Source organism: Microbacterium sp. CBA3102 (assembly GCF_007954505.1).
GTDB classification, from domain to species: domain Bacteria; phylum Actinomycetota; class Actinomycetes; order Actinomycetales; family Microbacteriaceae; genus Microbacterium; species Microbacterium aurugineum.
Window position 1 is genome coordinate 1499863 of sequence record NZ_CP042412.1, and the last position, 19460, is coordinate 1519322.

Annotated in this window: 15 protein-coding genes; 7 read left to right on the forward strand and 8 right to left on the reverse strand. The window is 69.3% G+C overall.

Annotated elements, in window-relative coordinates; all coding sequences use genetic code 11:
- Window positions 1–6: 6 nt before the first annotated feature.
- Window positions 7–1053 (reverse strand): Rv2578c family radical SAM protein, encoded by a 1047-nt coding sequence (locus tag FGL91_RS07170; RefSeq protein ID WP_153243474.1) that lies wholly within the window; start codon window positions 1051–1053, stop codon window positions 7–9.
- 74 nt (window positions 1054–1127) lie between these two features.
- On the opposite strand from FGL91_RS07170, the gene FGL91_RS07175 reads away from it, so the two are divergent.
- From FGL91_RS07175 to FGL91_RS07185, 3 genes are all read left to right on the forward strand, one after another.
- A complete protein-coding gene (locus tag FGL91_RS07175) occupies window positions 1128–2057 on the forward strand; it encodes a M15 family metallopeptidase (protein ID WP_131494022.1) in 930 nt (309 codons plus the stop codon).
- A 152-nt stretch (window positions 2058–2209) separates the two neighbouring features.
- Entirely contained in the window at window positions 2210–3373 is a 1164-nt protein-coding gene (locus tag FGL91_RS07180; RefSeq protein ID WP_047522398.1) for an acyl-CoA dehydrogenase family protein, read from the forward strand.
- A 117-nt stretch (window positions 3374–3490) separates the two neighbouring features.
- Window positions 3491–4639 (forward strand): serine hydrolase domain-containing protein, encoded by a 1149-nt coding sequence (locus FGL91_RS07185; RefSeq protein WP_153243475.1) that lies wholly within the window; start codon window positions 3491–3493, stop codon window positions 4637–4639.
- A gap of 39 nt (window positions 4640–4678) precedes the next feature.
- Here FGL91_RS07185 and FGL91_RS07190 read toward each other — a convergent pair whose 3' ends face one another.
- The 4 genes from FGL91_RS07190 to FGL91_RS07205 form a co-directional block, all read right to left on the reverse strand.
- The gene (locus FGL91_RS07190) at window positions 4679–5497 is read right to left on the reverse strand and encodes a siderophore-interacting protein (protein ID WP_153243476.1); all 819 of its coding nucleotides are present in this window, start codon (window positions 5495–5497) and stop codon (window positions 4679–4681) included.
- A 9-nt stretch (window positions 5498–5506) separates the two neighbouring features.
- Window positions 5507–6292 (reverse strand): energy-coupling factor transporter transmembrane component T, encoded by a 786-nt coding sequence (locus FGL91_RS07195; protein ID WP_153244693.1) that lies wholly within the window; start codon window positions 6290–6292, stop codon window positions 5507–5509.
- 74 nt (window positions 6293–6366) lie between these two features.
- A complete protein-coding gene (locus FGL91_RS07200; RefSeq protein WP_153243477.1) occupies window positions 6367–8061 on the reverse strand; it encodes an ABC transporter ATP-binding protein in 1695 nt (564 codons plus the stop codon).
- A gap of 101 nt (window positions 8062–8162) precedes the next feature.
- Window positions 8163–8708, reverse strand: coding sequence for an ECF transporter S component (locus tag FGL91_RS07205; RefSeq protein WP_047522418.1), 546 nt, complete (start codon window positions 8706–8708; stop codon window positions 8163–8165).
- A gap of 188 nt (window positions 8709–8896) precedes the next feature.
- Between FGL91_RS07205 and FGL91_RS07210 the strand changes: the two genes are divergently transcribed.
- Window positions 8897–12079 carry a S8 family peptidase gene (locus FGL91_RS07210; RefSeq protein ID WP_194239337.1) on the forward strand — a complete coding sequence of 1061 codons (3183 nt, stop codon included), beginning with the start codon at window positions 8897–8899 and terminating at the stop codon, window positions 12077–12079.
- A gap of 72 nt (window positions 12080–12151) precedes the next feature.
- Here FGL91_RS07210 and FGL91_RS07215 read toward each other — a convergent pair whose 3' ends face one another.
- A complete protein-coding gene (locus FGL91_RS07215) occupies window positions 12152–13663 on the reverse strand; it encodes a class I adenylate-forming enzyme family protein (RefSeq protein WP_153243479.1) in 1512 nt (503 codons plus the stop codon).
- Window positions 13664–13791: 128 nt separating this feature from the next.
- On the opposite strand from FGL91_RS07215, the gene FGL91_RS07220 reads away from it, so the two are divergent.
- Together FGL91_RS07220 and FGL91_RS07225 are read left to right on the forward strand one after the other, a co-directional pair.
- The gene (locus tag FGL91_RS07220) at window positions 13792–14409 is read left to right on the forward strand and encodes a TetR/AcrR family transcriptional regulator (RefSeq protein ID WP_131494045.1); all 618 of its coding nucleotides are present in this window, start codon (window positions 13792–13794) and stop codon (window positions 14407–14409) included.
- Window positions 14406–16022, forward strand: a complete 1617-nt coding sequence (locus FGL91_RS07225) for an acyl-CoA dehydrogenase family protein (protein ID WP_153243481.1) — start codon at window positions 14406–14408, stop codon at window positions 16020–16022. The genes FGL91_RS07220 and FGL91_RS07225 overlap by 4 nt, the downstream gene beginning before the upstream one ends.
- 16 nt (window positions 16023–16038) lie before the next feature.
- Here FGL91_RS07225 and FGL91_RS07230 read toward each other — a convergent pair whose 3' ends face one another.
- Window positions 16039–16956 carry a pirin family protein gene (locus FGL91_RS07230; protein ID WP_153243482.1) on the reverse strand — a complete coding sequence of 306 codons (918 nt, stop codon included), beginning with the start codon at window positions 16954–16956 and terminating at the stop codon, window positions 16039–16041.
- Window positions 16953–17297 carry a GNAT family N-acetyltransferase gene (locus FGL91_RS07235; RefSeq protein ID WP_153243483.1) on the reverse strand — a complete coding sequence of 115 codons (345 nt, stop codon included), beginning with the start codon at window positions 17295–17297 and terminating at the stop codon, window positions 16953–16955. The genes FGL91_RS07230 and FGL91_RS07235 overlap by 4 nt, the downstream gene beginning before the upstream one ends.
- Before the next feature lie 87 nt (window positions 17298–17384).
- Here FGL91_RS07235 and recQ point away from each other — a divergent pair, with 87 nt between their 5' ends.
- The gene (gene recQ, locus FGL91_RS07240; RefSeq protein WP_153243484.1) at window positions 17385–19430 is read left to right on the forward strand and encodes a DNA helicase RecQ; all 2046 of its coding nucleotides are present in this window, start codon (window positions 17385–17387) and stop codon (window positions 19428–19430) included.
- The last annotated feature ends 30 nt before the right edge of the window (window positions 19431–19460 follow it).

Here is a 19460-nt window from a genome sequence, read left to right on the forward strand (position 1 = left end):
CCTCCCTCAGAAGAGCATCGGCTGCGGCGCGGGTGCGGCTGTCCTGGCCGGTGACGGTGTGAACGTCGGGCGGTCGCGCCGGGGATAGTCGTCTTCATGACGGCCATCGAGCCCGTGCACCCGGATGAGTGGACGCGCGCGCTTGGCGAGCCACTGCCGGTACGGCTTCGGAGCCTCGACGGAGGCCCCCGGATAGAGGCCGCGATACGAGGAGACCAGGTCGGGCCGGTGAGTGTCGAGCCACTGGAAGAACCACGGCTTCACGCCCGGTCGCAGGTGCAGGGCGCCGTAGACGACCCTGCGAGCCCCGGCCTCCTTGATGCGCAGGAGCGCGTTGTCGATCGCCTCGAGTGAGTCGGTCATATGCGGCATGATCGGCATCAGGAAGACGGTGACGCGGAAACCGGCATCCGTCAGCGCACGCACCGTGTCGAGACGGGCCTGCGTGGTCGGGGTGCCGGGTTCGATCGCCTTCTGCAACTCATCGTCGTACATCGCGATGGACATCTGCACGTCGACGGGCACCCGCTCAGCGGCCTTCACGAGCAGGGGGATGTCGCGGCGGATCAACGTGCCTTTGGTGAGGATAGACATCGGCGTACCTGAGGCGGCGAGCGTCTCGATGATGCCCGGCATGAGCTTGTATCGCCCTTCGGCGCGCTGATACGGATCGGTGTTGGTGCCCAGGGCCACGGTCTCGTGCTCCCAGCTCCCCCTTCGCAACTCCTTCTCGAGCACCTCCACCACGTTGACCTTGACGACGATCTGCGAGTCGAAGTCGGAGCCGCCGTCCAGGTCGAGATACTCGTGCGTGCCGCGGGCGAAGCAGTAGACGCAGGCATGACTGCATCCGCGGTAGGGGTTGATCGTCCAGGCGAAGGGCATCCGGGAGGCACCGGGCACGTGGTTCAAGGCCGACTTCGACAGAACCTCGTGAAACGTCATGCCCGCGAACTCGGGAGTCGTCACCGTGCGCAGCACGTTGCTGCGATCTTCCATCCCCGGCAGCGCTGAGGCATCCACCTCTCCGAGCTTCTGTCCCTGCCACCGCATTCCTCTATTCGAACAGAATAACGAATGCGATGCAAGAGACTCTGAGACTTATCTTCGAATGAGACAATGGGGTAATGCCCGTTCTGCCGCACGCTCAGCATGCGGCGCCGCGGTCCCCGATCCGGGGTCCTGCACTGCCGATCGGGGTGGCGGTGACCGCGATCGGCGTGCTGCTGTCCCTCGGGTCCCTGCCGTCGGCGTCATCGGACGCTGTCCCCATGCCGGAGCCGGTCGCGGTGCTGCAGGTGCCGACCGTGCAGGTGGGGGCGACGACGGCCGCCGACCCGTGTGCGGACCCGGCCGTGCAGCAGGCGGTCGCCGACGGTGACGATGTGGCCACGATCGCGGGCTTCGGGGGTGGACGGGCTTTTCGCGATGCGGTCGTCGCGGGCAACGCTCCCTGCGTCTCGCTCACCGACCCGGCACGTCTCTGGGTCGTGGTGAACAAGTCGCTTCCGCTGGATCCACCCGAGTACGAGCCCTCGGATCTCGCCTCCGTGCCGCTGCAGATGACGACGCCATCCGGTCGGGTGCGCACCGAGGTGGCCGCTGCCGTCGGCGCGATGGCGGATGCGGCGGTCGAGGCAGGGGTCGGCCGCATCGGCGCGAACAACGGCTACCGCTCGTACGGACTGCAGGTGTCGACGTACGACTCGCACGTGCGTGCGCAGGGTCAGCAGGGCGCGGATGCGGGGTCGGCCCGCCCGGGGCACAGCGAGCATCAGACGGGTCTGGCCATCGACGTGGTGGCCTGCGGTTCCGGCTGCGGGGGCCTGGACGGGTTCGGCGGGACGGCGCAGAGCGACTGGGTCGCCGCGCACGCCTGGGAGTACGGGTTCATCGTCCGATACGAACAGGTCGGCACGCCGGTGACCGGTTATGCGCCGGAGCCCTGGCATCTCCGCTACGTCGGCGTCGACCTCGCGGCGGCGTATCACGACGGCGGATATCACACGCTGGAGGAGTTCTTCGGGCTCCCGGCGGCCCCCGATTACGGGCACTGAATCGACGCGATCCGCGGTCGTTGCGGCATCCGACAACGGCGATACCCAGTGTCACGATATATGGGATGCATTCTCATAACGTGCTGTCTCACCCGCCTGCGGGGACGTAGAATCTCCGGAGCAACGATGCATGAGACGTTCAGGAGGACGGCATGGAACGCGACATCTACGACGAGGATCACGAGGCATTCCGAGACCTGGTCAAGGACTTCGTCAAGCGCCACGTGACGGGCGAAGCGATCGAGCGGTGGGATGCCGCGGGGGAGATCGACCGGGCCACGATGCTGGCTGCCGGCGAGGCGGGTCTGATCGGATTGTCGGTCCCCGAGGAGTTCGGCGGCGCCGGGATGCTGCAGGACTACCGTTTCCGCACGATCGTCATGGAAGAGGTCATCGCCGCCGGTGCGGGTTCGCTGGCAGGGGCCTTCGGCATCCAGGACGACCTGGCCGTGCCCTACCTCGTGCACATGGGGACCCAGGAGCAGAAGGAGAAGTGGCTGCCGCGCATGGCCACGGGCGAAGTGCTCGGTGCGCTCGCCATGACCGATCCCGGCGCGGGTTCGGATCTGCGCGGCATCAAGACCAACGCCAAGAAGGTCGACGGCGGCTACATCCTCAACGGCGCGAAGACGTTCATCTCCTCGGGCACCACGGCCGACGTCGTCGTGACCTTCGTGAAGACCGGCGAGGGCAACCGTCCCGACGCGTTCAGTCTGCTGCTCGTGGAGAAGGGCATGGAGGGCTTCGACCAGGGGAAGAAGCTCAGCAAGATGGGCTTCCACGGCTGGGACACGGCCGAGCTCAGCTTCACCGACGTGTTCATCCCCGAAGAGAACCTCATCAGCGGCAAGGAGGGCCAGGGCTTCATCCAGCTGATGCTCAACCTCCCGCTCGAGCGTCTCTCGATCGGTGTCGCGGCCGCCGCCGCTGCGCAGGCCGCCCTCGACTGGACCGTCGCCTACACGAAGGACCGCGAGGCATTCGGCGAGCGCATCGCCGACTTCCAGAACACCCGCTTCCGCCTCGCCGACATGTCGGCGACCACCGACGCGATGTGGGCGTACATCGACCGCGCGCTGCTCGCCTACAAGGACGGCACGCTGACCGCCGAGGACGCCGCCAAGGTCAAGTTCTGGGCGACCGAGCGCGAGTGGGAGGTGCTCGACACGGGCGTGCAGCTGCACGGCGGGTACGGCTACATCATGGAGTACCCGATCGCCCGCGCCTTCACCGATGCTCGGGTGCACCGCATCTACGGCGGCACGAACGAGATCATGCGCGATCTCGTCGGCCGCCAGATCGCCGGCAAGCGCTGACACCTTCCCGCGCGGGATCAAAAACGCACCTCTGGAATGCTCCGGGGGTGCGTTTTTGATCCCGCACGCGCGGGCGGACCGTGGACAAGGCCGCCGTCGCCGGGTTGAATCGAGGGCATGACGACCTCGCTCCTGGAGATCCTGGATGAGCACGTCGCGCGCGGCACGGCACCGGGGATCATCGGCGTGCTCGGCGCCCCCGACGGGTCTACCGAGATCGCCACGGCCGGTGATCTCCCGGCGGATGCGATCGTGCGCATCCAGTCCATGACGAAGCCGATCCTCGCCGTTGCGGCACTGCGTCTCGTGCAGGGCGGGCGCCTCCGACTCGACGATCCCGTGGAGCGCTGGCTGCCGGAGCTCGCCGACCGCCGGGTGCTGCGCACGCCGGACGCGCCGATCGACGATGTCCGTCCGGCGACGACACCCATCACGTTGCGCCATCTGCTCACCAACACTTCCGGGTACGGCGTGCAGGTCGTGCCGTCTCCGCTGGCGATGGCGATGATCGGGAACAGGACGGCCGCGGGGCAGGAGCCGGTGGCGATGGGCGCTCCGGAGTGGATCGACGCGCTGGCCGCACTTCCGCTGGCGTTCGAACCCGGCTCCGGGTGGCGCTACCACCACTCCTTCGGCATCCTCGGGGTGCTCCTCTCCCGCGTGGTCGACGGGTCGCTGGAGGAGCACCTTCGGCGTGACCTCTTCGAGCCGTTGGGCATGGTCGACACCGGGTACACGGTTCCGCTCGAGCAGGCGCACCGGCTGCCCGCTGCGAACCGGCACACGGAGGGCGGACTGGTCGAGGTCGAGCCTGCGGGTGAGGGTTTCTCGGTCGCGCCGGCGCCCTTCGACCTCAGTCACTCCGAACTCGTGTCGACCGCTGCCGACTATGCGGCCTTCGCGCGGATGCTGGCGACCGGCGGACGGCATGACGGAAAGGTCGTCCTCGACCCCGAACTGCTGACGGAGATGCGCACGGACCAGGTGCCTGCGAGCGCGAAGACCGACGACAGCTTCTTCCCGGGGTTCTGGGACGGCACGGGGTGGGGGTTCGGCGTCGCGATGCAGACCTCCGGGGCGAACGCCGGTCGCTACGGATGGTCAGGCGGGCAGGGCACGGACTTCTGGATCGACCCCGACGGTTCGTTCGGCATCGTGCTGAGCCAGGTCGAGATGGGCCCGGAGGTCATGGGCTTGTTTCGAGACGTCCAGCGGGTCGCTGACCCCGCGTGCGGGATCGAAAACGCCCCTGCGGGAAGCACTTGAGGCGCGTTTTTGATCCCGCACGCGGGCCGCGCACGGGATTCAGCGCTTCCAGTAGCCGCAGAAGCTGACCGCGTTCTTGTCGACCCCGCGTTCGCCGACGAGGTGCTTGCGGACCCCGGAGGCCAGCGCCTGCTCTCCCGCCGCATACGCGTGGAACGGAGCGGCGGGTAGCGCCGTACGGCCGAGCGTCTCGAGAGCCAGAACCCCGGGAGCCGTGTCGCGCGGACGCACGAGCCAGACGATCTCGATCCCCGGAGGATGCGGGAACGGCAGGGCGTCCTCGTCGGACGGCACTTCGACGATCGCGGTGCCGATGGCGTCCTCCGCCAGCGATGCGCTGATCGAGGCGATCGCGGGGAGGGCGGTCTCATCGCCGACGAGGAGGACGCGTTCGGTGCCGCGCTGCGGGTTGAAGGTGAGCCCCTCGTCGATGATCAGCACGTGCTCGCCCGGCTGGCAGGTCTCGGCCCAGTGCGATGCCGGGCCGGCCGTGCCCTCTGCCGCAGATCTGTGCAGCACGAAGTCCACATCGATCTCCGCACCGGCGTCCGCCGTGGCCGCGCGGTAGGCGCGCACGCTGTAGTTCCGCATCACGGGACGCTCGTCGTCGGGGATGCGCAGGAACTTCAGGTAGCCGAACATCTTGTTCGCCTTCGCGGGCACGCGGTCGAGTCCCGCGTCGCCACCGATCGGCAGGAACAGCCGGAACCACTGATCGAACCCCATCGGGCGGAACTTCTCGATCTCACCACCGCCGAGCGTCACCCGGGACCAGTGCGCCGAGAGTCGTTGCGTGCGCAGCACCGTGAGGTGGAGGAGCTCGGCGCTCTCGGGCTTGACCATCTTGCTGTATGCCATGCGCGCCTTTCAGGGCAGCTGCCAGGGGAAGAACACCACGAAGAGCGCGGCGGAGACCAGCAGCATCGCCGCGGTGAAGACGGTGTCCCGCGCACGGAACGGCACCAGGTGTCGTTCCGTGCGGGTGGGGTGCGCGCCGAAGGCCCGCGAGTCCATCGCCAGGGCCACGCGTTCGGCGTGGCGGATCGCGCCGGCGAGCAGCGGAACGACGTAACCCCAGCCGCGGGCGACCCGTGCGAAGGGTCCGCGTCCGCCGTGGTAGCCGCGCACCCGATGGGCCGCCCGGATGACGGCGAGCTCGTGTCCGAACCGTGGCACGAAACGGAAGGCTGCGAGCGCCGTATACCCGATCCGGTACGGGACCCTCAGCTGCTGCACGCCGGCACGGACGAGGTCGGGGCCGCTGGTGGTGAGACCGCCGACGAGGGCGAGGGAGACGATGGCGCCCAGACGCAGGGCCGTGGCGAAGCCGAGCAGCAGGGCACCGCTGTAGAGCGTCCAGTCGCCGATCCGCACGACGGGGGCGGTGTCGGCGACGAGCGCAGTGTCGACCCAGACCGAGAAGCCGATGCCGATCAGCAGCATCCCGGCGGGGAGGGCGAGCAGCAGGAGGGCCAGGAGGCGTCCGGTCAGCCGCGCACCGAGCAGGATCAGGGCATATGCGAGCAGGAGGAACGCGGCCGGGGTGGCGAGGTCGCGGACGAACACGAGCAGCAGCATCGCGGGCGCGAACCCGGCCACCTTGGCGAGCGGGTTCAGGGCGTAGAGGAACTGCCGCGGGGAGGACGCCGTCATCCGGGCGTAGGGGTCGAAACCCGGACCGGTGGCGGCCGCGGTGCCGGGGACCACGCGGTCCGTGGCTTCGGCGCTCACCGGTTCACCCCGAGCCCGGCAGACGAAAGGACACGCTGCAGAGCGGGCAGGCGGAGCCCCGCATCGGCGAGCAGCCGCTCATCCCGGAACAGTGTCGACGTCGGGCCGCTCGCTCGCACGCGCCCGCCCGCGAGCACCACGACGTGGGAGGCGTGTTCCGCCACGAGCTGCAGATCGTGCGTGACGATCACGATGGTGGTGCCCTCGGTGGGCAGCTCCTGCAGCAGATCGAGGAGCTCGGCCGCCCTGGCGCGGTCCTGACCGAAGGTGGGCTCGTCCAGAGCGAGGACCCGCGGCCGGGTGATCAGTGCGGTGCCCACCGACAGGCGCCGCTTCTCGCCGCCGGAGAGCAGGAACGGATGCACCTCCGCCTTGTGCGCGAGCCCGAAGCGCGTGAGCATGTCGTCGACGCGCACGGTGATCTCGGCGTCCGGAACCTGGCGCAGTCGCAGGCCGTGAGCCAGCTCGTCGAACACCGTGTGCGCGATGAACTGGTGCTCCGGGTTCTGGAACACGAATCCGACGCGTGCGGCGAGGTCACGTGGTGAGGCGACGCCCGGGTCGATGCCGTCGACCGTGACCTGGCCTCGAGGCGGCGGCACGACGCCGGCGAGCGCCTGGATCAGCGTGGTCTTGCCCGCTCCGTTCGCCCCGACGATCGCCGTGAGGCTCCCCGCCTTCAGAACGAGATCGATCCCGTGCAGGATCTCGGTGCGCCGTTTCTTGACGGAGAGCCCGCGCGCGCGGATGATCTCCTGGCCGGTGTGTGCGCGTGCATCGCGGTCCTCTTCACGCGGTGCGGGGATGGCCGCCGCCGTCGCGGGGGAGTGCGGTGCCTCCTGGGCGAGCGCGTCAGCGAGCTCGTGCGGTGTGAGGGGGAGCGGATCGAGTCTCCGGCCCTCGTCCCGCAGCCGGAGTGCGGCGAGCGTGGCTCCCGGAAGCCACACGCCCATCGACACGAGTTCGTCGGCGTGCTCGCGGATGATCTCCGCCGCGGGGCCGTCGAAGACGACCGTCCCTTCGCGGTCGAGCACGAGCGTGCGGGTGACGAAGTCCATCGCCGCATCGAGGTTGTGCTCGACGAGGAGGATCGCCCGGTCACCGGCGGCGACGACATCCGCCAGCGCCGTGTATACGTCGTCGATGCCCTGCGGGTCGAGGTTGGCGGTCGGTTCGTCGAGCACGATCAGCGGGGAGCCCATCGCGAGGGCGCAGGCGATCGCGAGTCGCTGCCTCCCTCCACCCGAGAGGTGATCGGGGTTCTCGTCGCGGCGATCCCAGAGCCCGACGCGCCGCAGAGCGGCTTCGACCCGGTCGCGGACGACGTCGACGTCGAGGAGCAGGTTCTCGGGTCCGAACGCGACCTCGTCGTAGACCGTGCCCGTGACGATCTGCGTGTCCGGATCCTGGAACACCATCGCCACCTGCGTGCTGAGTGTCGCGGTCTCTGCGCTCGCCGAGTCGATGCCACCGGCCTCGACCGTGCCGACCATGCTCGCGGGCAGCGCATGAGGGATCAGACCGTTGAGCGCGAGGGTCAGTGTCGACTTGCCGGATCCGGACGGTCCGAGCAGCAGGACCACTTCGCCGGGGTGGATGTCGAACGTGACGTCACGGGGAGAGGGGTGCGCGGCATCGGCGTGGGTGAGGGAGAGGTCACGCACGCGGAGCAGAGGCGCGGATGGGCGCACGGCGGGGTCCCGGGTCGTCGGATCGTGGACTTCTAACTTAGCTGAGCCTTACCTGATCCGCCATCGAGCGGGGGCGACACAGTGCGCCGGATCGAGCCCCGTCAGCGTCGGGCGACTCCGGCCCGGCGCAGCGCCGAACCGATGGCGAGCCCGATCGCGGTCCAGGCGACCGGGCCGAGCACCGAGATCGCGAGGTACAGGATCTGCGCCCACAGCGGCATGACCGAGAGATGGGCGGCGAAGAACACGACGACCGCCACGAAGATCCCGATGATCGCGGCCGAGAGGAAGAAGCGCCACGGACCCCAGGAGCGGTAGCGCGTGAGCGCAGCCACTCCTTCCTGGATCAGGCCGAACAGCAGGGCCGTGCCGATGAACCGCAGGGCCCAGGCCGGGTTGAAGGCGCTCGCGATCAGCGCTGCGAACACATGCGTGATCAGGGCGACGAGGGGAAGGCGCAGCACCTCCTGGGCGATGATCCCCGGGAGCACGTGCGAGCCGAGCACGAGGCCGTAGAGGAACAGCAGAGGGCTCGCCAGCAGGACCGGCGTCACCCATCCGGCGATGCCCGCGAGGATGCCCGTCGCGACGCCGATCGCTGCGCAGACGAGCAGGACGCGAGTCGTCAGGACGGAGGTGCGGGCCACGTCTCCAGCTTACTGTCGACCTATCGGGAGCCCTGCCGTGCAAAATCCTGGCGTATCGGCGAAGCCGGATTCGACCATCGACCAGTTCTGTCTCCGCAGGTGAGGAGCGGGGCTATGTTGGCCGCGGTGCAGCAACGCGGCTGCATCGTGATCATCGGGAGCACCACATGGGTCGAACACCCCTCCGGATGGCAGCAGCCACCACCCTGGCGACGCTGTTCATCGCATCCACGGCAACCACCGGTTTCGCGGCGACCGAGGAGGTGACGCACCCCGTTCCGGTCGCCGGCACCCCAGGGCACTACATCGTGGTCATGAAAGCAGACCCCCTCGCCACCTACGAGGGCGACGTCAAGGGCCTGAAGGCGACGAAACCCGCCGAGGGTGAGCAGCTCGAGACCCAGTCGCAGGACTCGCAGCGGTACGTCAAGCACCTCGAATCCGAGCAGACCGACCTCGTCAGCGACATCGGCGTCACCCCGGACACGACCTACCAGGTCGTGCTCAACGGTTTCAGCGCCGACCTCAGCGGCGAACAGGTCGATGCGCTCCGTGCGTCGAAGGACGTGCTGGGCGTGTACCCCGATGAGATCCGTCACCCGGATGCGCAGACGTCGACCGACTTCCTCGGGCTCGGCGACGACCGCAAGGGCCGTGGCGGCGTGTGGCAGCAGACCGGAGGCGTGGACAAGGCCGGAGAAGGCGTCGTGGTGGGTGTGATCGACACCGGCATCGCCCCGGAGCACCCCTCGTTCGACGGCAAGAAGCTCAAGAAGCAGAAGAAGCAGCACGACCGGCACAAGGGCAAGCAGCCCTACACCGACGGGAAGTACGTCTACTTCGACAAGTCCGACGGCGGCCAGTTCCAGTCCGCGATGGTCGAAGCCCAGGACTGGGACAAGCGCGACTACTCCTCCAAGCTGATCGGCGGTCAGTACTTCTACGCCGGAGCCGAGGCCGCCGGCTTCGACTTCCAGTACGACTACCTCTCGCCGCGTGACGGCGACGGTCACGGATCCCACACCGCGAGCACCGCGGCGGGCAACTTCAAGGTCAAGGCCTCCATCGAGGATGTCGACTTCGGCACGGTGTCCGGCGTCGCGCCGGGCGCGAAGGTCGCCGCCTACAAGGCCTGCTACGTCGGTCCCGACCCTGCGGTCACCACGGATGACATCTGCGCCCTCAGCGACCTCGTCGCCGCGATCGACCAGGCCGTCGCCGACGGTGTCGACGTGATCAACTACTCGATCGGCGGCGGTGCCGCCAGCACGGTGATGGCTCCCGAGGACCTCGCGTTCTTCAACGCCGCGGCCGCGGGTGTCTTCGTCGCGACCAGCGCCGGCAACGACGGTCCGGACCCGGTCACCGCCGACCACGCCTCGCCCTGGTACACGACGGTCGCCGCCTCCACCATCCCCACCTGGGAAGGCACCGTGCAGTTCGACGGGTTCGAGCAGGCCGGAGCGTCGGTGAGCGTGCCGTTCGGCGAGAGTGTCACCGGCCCGTCCATCGCGGCGGTCGACGCCGGGGCGGCGGGAGCGGTCGACGCGCAGCTCTGCCTGCCCGGCACCCTCGACCCGGCCAAGGTCGCCGGACACATCGTCGTGTGCGACCGCGGCAGCAACGCGCGTGCCGAGAAGTCGCAGGTCGTGAAGGACGCCGGCGGTATCGGCATGGTTCTCGTGAACGTGCCCGGTGGAGCGGACTCGCTCGACAACGACTTCCACGCCGTGCCGACCGTCCACCTCAACGCCGAGTACCGCGAAGCCGTGCTCGCGTATGTGCAGGGTGGCGTCGATCGGCCGATCACGCTGGTCGGTGAGAACACGACGGGCGTGACCACCCCCACGCCGCAGATCGCGGGCTTCTCGAGCCGCGGACCGATGCTTGCCGACGGCAGCGATGTGCTGAAGCCGGACGTGGCGGCCCCCGGTGTCGCGATCCTCGCGGCGACGAACAACGCCCCCGGCGAGAAGCCGACCTTCGGCATCCTCTCCGGCACGTCGATGGCCTCACCGCACGTCGCCGGTCTCGGAGCGCTCTACCTCGGTGAGTACCCGAAGGCGACGCCGGCGGAGATCCGTTCGGCGATGATGACGACCGCTTACGACACCGTCCTGCCCGACGGATCGAAGAACACGAACCCGTTCGAACAGGGCGCGGGACAGGTCGACGCGACGCGGTACCTGAACCCGGGTCTGCTCTACCTCAACGGAGTGAAGGACTGGGCGGCGTTCCTCGACGGGAAGGGGCTGTCGGACTTCCCCGGCATCGATCCCATCGACGGCAGCGACCTGAACCAGGCATCGATCTCGATCGGCTCACTGGCCAGCGCGCAGACCGTCACCCGGTCGGTCACATCGACCCAGAAGGGCACGTTCACCGCGAAGGCCTCGGTCCCCGGAGTGCACGTCAAGGTCACCCCGTCGCAGTTGACCTTCGACAAGCCGGGGCAGACGAAGACCTTCACGGTCACGTTCGACAACACCGACGCTCCGGTGGAGCAGTGGGCCACCGGCACGCTGACCTGGACGAGCAAGAAGAACACGGTGCGCTCCCCGATCGCGGTGTTCCCGGTGACGGCGGACGCTCCGGCCGAGGTCACGGGTACCGGAGCGGACGGCAGCACGGCGGTCGAGATCACCCCCGGTCTCGACGGCGACCTGGCGCTCGACCTCTCGGGACTCACCGCCTTCGACCTGCTCAGCGACCCGGACAACCCGGTCGAGGGGCACTCGGGCGACGAGAACTCCGGTGACGCGAACAAGGACGTGGCGTGGATCGTCGATGTACCGGAGGGGACCACCCTCTCGCGGTTCGACCTCGATTCCTCGGACGACGACGGCAGCGACCTGGACCTCACCGTGTACCGCGTGGTGAGCCCGGACGACCTGCGGTACTACGAGCGGTGGCAGTCGGCGACCGGTTCGGCGGACGAGCAGGTCACGCTCCCCGCACCGACCGCCGGGACCTACCTCGTGGTCGCGAACATGTACTCGACGACGGGTCCGATGACGTGGGACATGACCTACGCCAACGTGCAGCCCGGCGGAGAGGGCGCGTTCGCCGCGACCCCGAACCCGATCGCCGCCGTCCGCGGCGAGAAGACGAGCTACGAGCTCAGCTGGACGGGCCTCACGGCCGGTACCCGGTACCTGGGTCTGGTCCGCTACGGCGACTCCGAGGTCCGCACCGTGGTGACGGTCACCGTCCCGGCGGGTGAAGCGCCTGACGCCGAGGTTCCGCCGACCGAAGCGCCCGAGACGGACGCTCCGGAGACGGAGGCTCCGCCGACTGAGGCCCCCGAGACGGACGTGCCGCCGACGGAGGCGCCCGAGACGGAGGCTCCGCCGACGGCCAAGCCGGAGTAGCCCCCACAGCACAGCGCCCCGCGGTCTCCCTTCCGCGGGGCGCTGTGTGCGTCCGAGCCTCCGTCCGGAAGATCAGGCGTCGACGAGTTCGGCTCGGAGCACGTGTTTCATGATCTTGCCGGAGGGGGTGCGCGGCAGCGCCTCGCGGACGATCAGCTCGCGGGGGATCTTGTAGCGGGCGAGGCGGTCGGCGAGGAACTCCCGGACGTCGTCGAGGAGCACGTCGTCCGCCGCCTCCAGGACGGCGACGACCGTCTCTCCCCATTCCGGATGCGGGCGTCCGATCACGGCGGAGTCGGTGATCGACGGGTGGGCGCGCAGCGCATCCTCGACCTCGGGAGAGTAGACGTTCTCTCCTCCGGAGATCACCACATCCTTGAGCCGGTCGACGATGTAGAGGTAGCCGTCCTCATCGAGACGTGCGAGGTCGCCGGTGCGGTACCAGTCGCCGACGAACGCGGCCTCCGTGGCTTCCGGAGCGTCGAGATAGCCGATCATGCGGGTGGCGGAGCGCATCCACAGCTCGCCGACCTCACCTCCCGCGACGTCGGACGCGTCCGCACCCACGACCCTGATGTCGACGCCCGGCATGCCGCCTGCGCCGATGGAGCCGGCCCGCACCCGCTGCTCCGAGGGGTAGAGGGCGGCGCCCACGGGGCCCATCTCGCTCATCCCGTAGACCTGGTAGAAGCAGTCGGATCCGTAGGCGGATTCGAGCAGGCTCACGGTCTCGGCTCCCAGCGGCGCACCCCCGTAGGCCCACAAGCGGACCGACGAGAGATCGAAGTCCGCCAGGCTCGCGCCGACCGTCGGCAACACCTTGAGTGGGGCCAGGTAGGCGATGGGTGCGCCGAAGAACGCGGTCACCCCGTGCTTCTGGATGGTCTCGAGAAAGCCGACGGGGTGGTATTCCTTGAGGAGGACCACGGTCCCGCCGAGGTAGATCATCGACAGGAACCAGTTGTTGAGCGGTGAAGCGTGCCAGATGGGCATGGCGATGAGGAACCGGTCGTCCCGTCGGAGTCCTACGGCCGCCGTGGTGTAGGCCGGGACGTTCGCGAGTCCTGCGTGGGAGTGCAGACACCCCTTGGGGCTGCTGGTGGTGCCGGAGGTGTAGAGCACCTGGGCGATCGCGTCGGGCTCGACCTCGACTCCGTCCCACTCCTCACTCGTCGCCACGAGCTGATCGAACTCTCCGGAGGCGTCGTCGGTCGTCGTGAGGATGCGGGCGGACGGGGCGCCCTCCCTTGCCCGGGGCGCGAGATCCTCGTCCGTGACGATCAACCGGAGTCCTGCGTGCGCGGCGACGTATCCCACCTCGTGCGCCGTGAACTTGTGGTTGATCGGGACGAGCGTGGCCCCGGCGCGCCAGAGGCCGAACGCCGCGATCGCGAAGGCGGGGGTGTTGTAGGTCATGACCCCGACGCGGTCGCCTGCGGAGACCCCTGCGGCCTGGAAGACCGCGGCGGCGCGGCGAGAGGCCGACAGCAGCTGCGAGTAGTCCAGCGTGCCGAGATCGGACACGATCGCCTGCGTGTGCGGAAAGGTCCGGGCGGAGCGTTCGAGCATCCAGGTCAGATTCATGGAGTGGTTCCTCACGTCGTCGTGGTGTGTCCGGCGGCGCCTTGCAGCGCCGACTGAATCGTGATTCAATGCGGCTATTGAATCATGATTCAGTCGACTCGAACAGTCGCATCCGGTGGGGAGACGATATGGCGGAGCAGAGACGCCGACGCGTGAACGTGGTGGCCGGAGATCGTCGTCGCGAACTGCGTGAGGCCGCGAGCGGCATCGTGCGTGAGGAGGGCTTCGGCGCGGCGACCGTGAAGGCCATCACCGCTCGTGCGGGAATGAGCGCGGGCCTGCTCTACACCTACGTGGACAGCGTCGACGATCTGCTCGCCGATGTCTTCCGACAGTGCGCCGGGGCCGAGCTGACGGCGGTGGACGATGCGGTGCACGCCGCGCCCGATGATGCTCGTGCGCGTCTGGTCGCTCTGATCGAGACCTTCGCGGCGCGCGCGCTCCGCGGACGGCGACTGGCCTGGGCGCTCCTCGCCGAGCCCGTCGGCCGCGCCGTCGATGAGGAGCGCCTCGCCTACCGCCGCGGCTACGCCGCCCTGCTCGATGAGATCGTCCGACAGGGGATCGCTTCTGAGGTCTTCGCTCCGCAGGATCCGGCGATCACGGCGGCGGGACTCGTCGGCGCGATCGGTGAGGCGCTCACCGGACCACTGTCCCCGGTCTCCGGCGTCGAGGACGCACCCGACCCCGAGTCCGTCGTGGCGACGATCACGGCCCTGTGTCTGCGCGCTGTGGGGGAGAGATGAGCACGCATCAGGTCACGAATCAGGCGCCGGAGCGCGTCGGCGTGGACGAGTACGGCACGAACACGGCGCTCGTCGAGGGGGTCGAGCGCAATGACGCCGCATGGGCGCACCCGGGACTGCACGAGATCGGCGTCCGTGTGGGTGGCGAGCAGTTCCAGGAGGATGCGCGACGGGCCAACAGGAACAAGCCGGTCCTGCGCACCCACGACCGCTGGGGGCACCGCATCGACGAGGTCGACTACGACCCGTCGTACCACCGCGTGCTCGGCGCGGCCGTCGCGGCGGGGGCGCACACCTCGGCTTTCGCCGCCCCGCGGCCCGGTGCGAACGTCGCTCGTGCCGCATCGTTCATGCTGTTCGCGCAGGTCGAGCCCGGGCACGCCTGCCCGGTGTCGATGACGCATTCCGTCCTGCCGGTCGTCGCCGCGCAGCCGGAACTGGCCGCGCAATGGATGCCGCGACTCCTGTCGACCCGATACGACTCCACCCTGTCCCCCGGAAAGCCGGGCGCGTTGTTCGGCATGGCCATGACCGAGAAGCAGGGCGGTTCGGACGTGCGCTCGAACACGACCGTCGCCGCGCCGCTCGGGGGCGGACGCTACGCGTTGACGGGGCACAAGTGGTTCTGCTCCGCGCCGATGTCGGACGCCTTCCTCGTCCTCGCTCAGGCGCCGGGCGGCCTCTCCTGCTTCCTGCTCCCGCGCCTGCGCGAAGACGGAACGCGCAACGAGATCCGGATCATGCGCCTGAAGGACAAGCTCGGCAACGTCTCCAACGCGTCGAGCGAGGTGGAGTACGAAGGCGCCGTCGCCCACCTCGTCGGGGAGGAGGGGCGCGGTGTGCGCACGATCATCGAGATGGTCACCCACACCCGGCTGGACTGCATCCTGGGCTCGCTGGCAGGCATGCGTCAGGCGACCGCCGAAGCAGCCTGGCACGTGCGTCATCGCTCTGCATTCGGTCGTACGCTGATCGACCAGCCGGCGATGACCGCCGTGCTCGCCGACCTGCAGCTCGAGACCGAGGGGGCCACAGCTGCGGCGCTCAGACTCGCGCGCGCCTACGACGCCGATGCCGACGAGCAGGAGACCGCTTTTCGTCGTCTCGGCACCGCGGTCATGAAGTACTGGGTCTGCAAGCGCGGACCCGCGCATGCGGCCGAAGCGCTCGAATGCCTCGGCGGCAACGGGATCACCGAAGACTTCCCGCTCGCCCAGCGCTACCGCGAGCAGCCGGTCATGGCAGTGTGGGAGGGGTCGGGCAACGTCATCGCCCTCGACGTCTTGCGTGCGCTGGCCCGCGAGCCGCAATCCTTCGAGGCGTTCGACGCCGAGGTGTCGCTCGCCGCCGGGCAGGATCCCCGACTCGACGCGCACATCGCCCGCACGCGGGATCGCGTTCGCCGCATCACGGAGGATCCTGCGGCCGAGGCGCGGGCACGGAGGCTGGTCGCCGACCTGGCGCTGTCGTTGGAGGCGTCGCTTCTGATCCGTACCGCCCCTTCCGCCGTCGCGGAGGGGTTCCTCGCGGCGCGTCTCGGCGAGGGGATGGGGCGACTGTTCGGCGAACTCCCCGAAGGCGTCGAGGCCGCCGCCATCGCCGCCCGGGCGTGACGATCTCCGTGTCGCGTCAGATCTTGCGGCTGCGCGGCATGAGCCGCACGGGTGGCAGCGGCGGAGCGGGGATGCGCACGTCGTGTCCGACGACGACACCGAAGCGGTCGGATGCCGCTTCCCAGGCCTCGCGCGCGTCGACGATCTCGTCGTGCGAGCGGCCGGCGAAGTTCCACCACATCACGATGTCGGCCTCGAAGGGCTCGCCGCCGAGGAGGAACAGCAGTGCCCCCTCGCCGCTCGACACCTCGACGCTCTCGCGGGAGTCGCCGAGGTAGAGCAGGCCGTTGCGGTCGAGAGGATGCTCGGCCACGACCGCATCGCCCTCGACGAGCATCAGCGCGTGCTCCCAGTCGGCCCGCAGGGGGAGACGCACGCGGCAGCCGGGGGAGAGGACGATCTCCGCGCCCACGATCGGCGTGTGGACGGTGGCGGGCGAGCGCACGCCGGCGAAGTCACCGAGCACGACGGTGGCTTCGGCTGCTGCCCCCTCGTCGGCAGGGAGTGTGAGCGCGGGCAGTTCGGTGTGCCGCTCGAAGCCGGGGGAACCGTGGCGGGCGGATTCGGGCAGCACCACCCAGAGCTGCAGTGCGTCGAGCGGCACGGGATCGTCGCCGATCGAGTACTCCGAATGCGAGATGCCGTTCCCGGCCGTCATCAGGTTCAGCTGCCCGCGCCGCAGGTCCGCATCGCTGCCCAGTGAGTCGCGGTGGCGGATCTCCCCGACGAGCGGCCAGGTCACGGTCTGCAGTCCGATGTGCGGATGCGGCTCGACCCGCATCTTCGTATCGGCGGGACCGAACCGGTCGAGGAAGCACCAGGCGCCGATCGTGGGCAGGTTCCGGTGCGGCAGGGCTCGCAGCACGTTCATCCCGCGCACACCGCCGAGCGGAACCTCCCGCGGCTCCAGGATCAGGCGGTGCTGCCCGATCATTCCGCCCGCCCGGTCGGGTCCTCGCCCGCGGATCCGGCGCGACCTTCGGGAGCCTTCGGCCAGCGGATCTCGGCACCGGGGATCTCATGCGTCTCGAGGTACTTCGCGATGTACGGGCACAGCGGCACGATCGCCTCGCCGCGCCCGGCTGCATCCGTCAGCGCGTCGGAGGCCAGCTTCCCGGCCAATCCCTGTCCCTGGAACGCCGGGTCGATCTCGGTGTGGAGGAAGCGGATGGAGCCGGCACGGAGGTCGAAGGCCGCGAAGCCCGCGAGCACGTCGCCCGAGTGGAGTTCGTAGCGCGATTCGCCCTCGTTGCGGGTCACGGTGATGTCGGTCATCGGAGCTCCTTCGAACGGGTTGCCTCCAACCTACGCCCCTGTGGAGAGGGGGGCTCCCGCGTCGGCGGGGGTGGTTACGCTGGAGGAATGCCGCAGACTCCCCGTGACCCGTACGCGGACCTGCCGTACGCCGACGAGCCCTACGACGATGGCTGGGAGCCGTCCGCCCCGCCGGAGCCGATGGATTGGGAGCCACAGGGAGCAGGATACGAGCCGCCCCTCGACTGGGGGTCCGGGCCCGTCACACCGGGCGCATCGCCGGCCTCGACCCCCGCGTCGGTTGCACGGCGGGCGACCCCGAGCCGGTTCGCGACCGCGCTCGACGCGCTGCACACGGTCTTCGGCTACGACGAGTTCCGTGGCGACCAGGCCGAGATCGTCGAGCAGGTCATCGCGGGCGGCGACGCCGTGGTCCTCATGCCGACCGGTGGGGGCAAGAGCATCACGTACCAGGTGCCGGCACTCGTGCGCGAGGGCACGGGGCTCGTGGTCAGCCCGCTCATCGCGCTCATGCACGACCAGGTCGATGCGCTCCGGGCCAACGGCGTCAACGCCGCGTACCTCAACTCGACGCAGGCGATCGACGAGCGTCGAGAGGTCGAGCGGGCCTATGTCGCCGGTGAGCTCGACCTCCTCTACGTCGCCCCCGAGCGGCTCTCCCACGCTCAGACCACGGCGCTGCTGCAACGCGGGACGCTGAGCGTGATCGCGATCGACGAGGCCCACTGCGTGTCTCAGTGGGGTCATGACTTCCGGCCCGACTACCTCGCGCTGGGTGACCTCGGCGAGCGGTTCCCCGGGGTCCCTCGCATGGCTCTCACCGCGACGGCGACCGCGGCCACGCACAAGGAGATCACCGAGCGTCTGCGTCTCGACGGTCGGGACGGACGAGAGGCCGCCACGCATTTCGTCGCGAGCTTCGATCGCCCCAACATCCAATACCGGATCGTGCCCAAGGTCGACCCCCGTAAGCAGCTGGTCGCCTTCATCCGGTCGCAACCGGAAGGTGCGGCGGGTATCGTCTACGCCCTCAGCCGCAAGTCGGTCGAGCAGACGGCGACCTCCCTCGCCGCTCAGGGGATCGACGCGCTCCCGTATCACGCGGGCCTTCCCGCGGAGGTGCGTGCAGCCCATCAGGCCCGCTTCCTCCGGGAAGACGGCGTGGTCATGGTCGCGACCATCGCGTTCGGCATGGGGATCGACAAGCCCGATGTGCGTTTCGTCGCGCACATCGACCTGCCGAAGTCCGTGGAGGGGTACTACCAGGAGACCGGTCGTGCCGGCCGTGACGGCGAGCCGGCGGTGGCGTGGATGGCGTACGGACTCGGCGACGTGGTGCAGCAGCGCCGCCTCATCGATCAGAGCCCCGGCGACCGCACGTTCAAGATGCGGATGGGGCAGCACCTCGACGCCATGCTCGCGCTCTGCGAGACCGTGGAGTGCCGTCGGCAGAACCTGCTGGGCTATTTCGGTCAGCAGTCGCAGCCCTGCGGCAACTGCGACACGTGCCTCGACGACACCGAGACGTTCGACGGGCTCGTTCCGGCGCAGAAGCTGCTGTCGACCATCGTGCGACTCCAGCGCGAGCGCAACCAGGCGTTCGGCGCCGGACACCTGATCGACATCCTCCGCGGCGCCTCGACCGAGCGCATCCGGCAGCAGGGTCACGACAAGCTCGCGACCTACGGAATCGGTCACGACCTGTCCGATCAGGACTGGCGCAGCGTGGTCCGGCAACTCCTGGCCCGCGGCATCCTCGTGGCCCAAGGCGACTACGGCACGCTGGCCCCCGGCGAGCAGGCGGCCGGGGTGCTGCGCGGAGAGACCGCCGTGCCTCTGCGCAAGGACACCATCGGCCGTCCCGTCTCGTCCGGCCGTGCCCGCAAGGCGAGTGCCGCGGATGCGCTGGACGCCGGGGATCGCGGGCTCTTCGAGTCGCTGCGCGCCTGGCGCGCCGAGACCGCACGAGAGCAGGGTGTTCCTGCGTACATCGTCTTCGGCGATGCCACCCTGCGTGCTCTCGCCGAGCATCGTCCGGCGTCGCTCGCAGACCTCGACGGCATCACCGGCATCGGCGCGAAGAAGCGCGAGGCCTACGGCGAGAGCGTGCTCGCGGTCATCGCCGCGGCCTGAGCACCTCGCTGTCCGTCGGCTCCGGATCAG

Bases quoted from the DNA above. Each gene is read 5' to 3' on its own strand.
- FGL91_RS07195 (WP_153244693.1), bottom strand. From the start codon at position 6,292: ATGACGGCGTCCTCCCCGCGGCAGTTCCTCTACGCCCTGAACCCGCTC.
- FGL91_RS07175 (WP_131494022.1), top strand. From the start codon at position 1,128: ATGCCCGTTCTGCCGCACGCTCAGCATGCGGCGCCGCGGTCCCCGATC.
- FGL91_RS07215 (WP_153243479.1), bottom strand. From the start codon at position 13,663: ATGAATCTGACCTGGATGCTCGAACGCTCCGCCCGGACCTTTCCGCAC.
- FGL91_RS07190 (WP_153243476.1), bottom strand. From the start codon at position 5,497: ATGGCATACAGCAAGATGGTCAAGCCCGAGAGCGCCGAGCTCCTCCAC.
- FGL91_RS07170 (WP_153243474.1), bottom strand. From the start codon at position 1,053: ATGCGGTGGCAGGGACAGAAGCTCGGAGAGGTGGATGCCTCAGCGCTG.
- FGL91_RS07230 (WP_153243482.1), bottom strand. From the start codon at position 16,956: ATGATCGGGCAGCACCGCCTGATCCTGGAGCCGCGGGAGGTTCCGCTC.
- FGL91_RS07210 (WP_194239337.1), top strand. From the start codon at position 8,897: ATGGCAGCAGCCACCACCCTGGCGACGCTGTTCATCGCATCCACGGCA.
- FGL91_RS07185 (WP_153243475.1), top strand. From the start codon at position 3,491: ATGACGACCTCGCTCCTGGAGATCCTGGATGAGCACGTCGCGCGCGGC.
- FGL91_RS07180 (WP_047522398.1), top strand. From the start codon at position 2,210: ATGGAACGCGACATCTACGACGAGGATCACGAGGCATTCCGAGACCTG.
- recQ (WP_153243484.1), top strand. From the start codon at position 17,385: ATGCCGCAGACTCCCCGTGACCCGTACGCGGACCTGCCGTACGCCGAC.
- FGL91_RS07220 (WP_131494045.1), top strand. From the start codon at position 13,792: ATGGCGGAGCAGAGACGCCGACGCGTGAACGTGGTGGCCGGAGATCGT.
- FGL91_RS07235 (WP_153243483.1), bottom strand. From the start codon at position 17,297: ATGACCGACATCACCGTGACCCGCAACGAGGGCGAATCGCGCTACGAA.
- FGL91_RS07225 (WP_153243481.1), top strand. From the start codon at position 14,406: ATGAGCACGCATCAGGTCACGAATCAGGCGCCGGAGCGCGTCGGCGTG.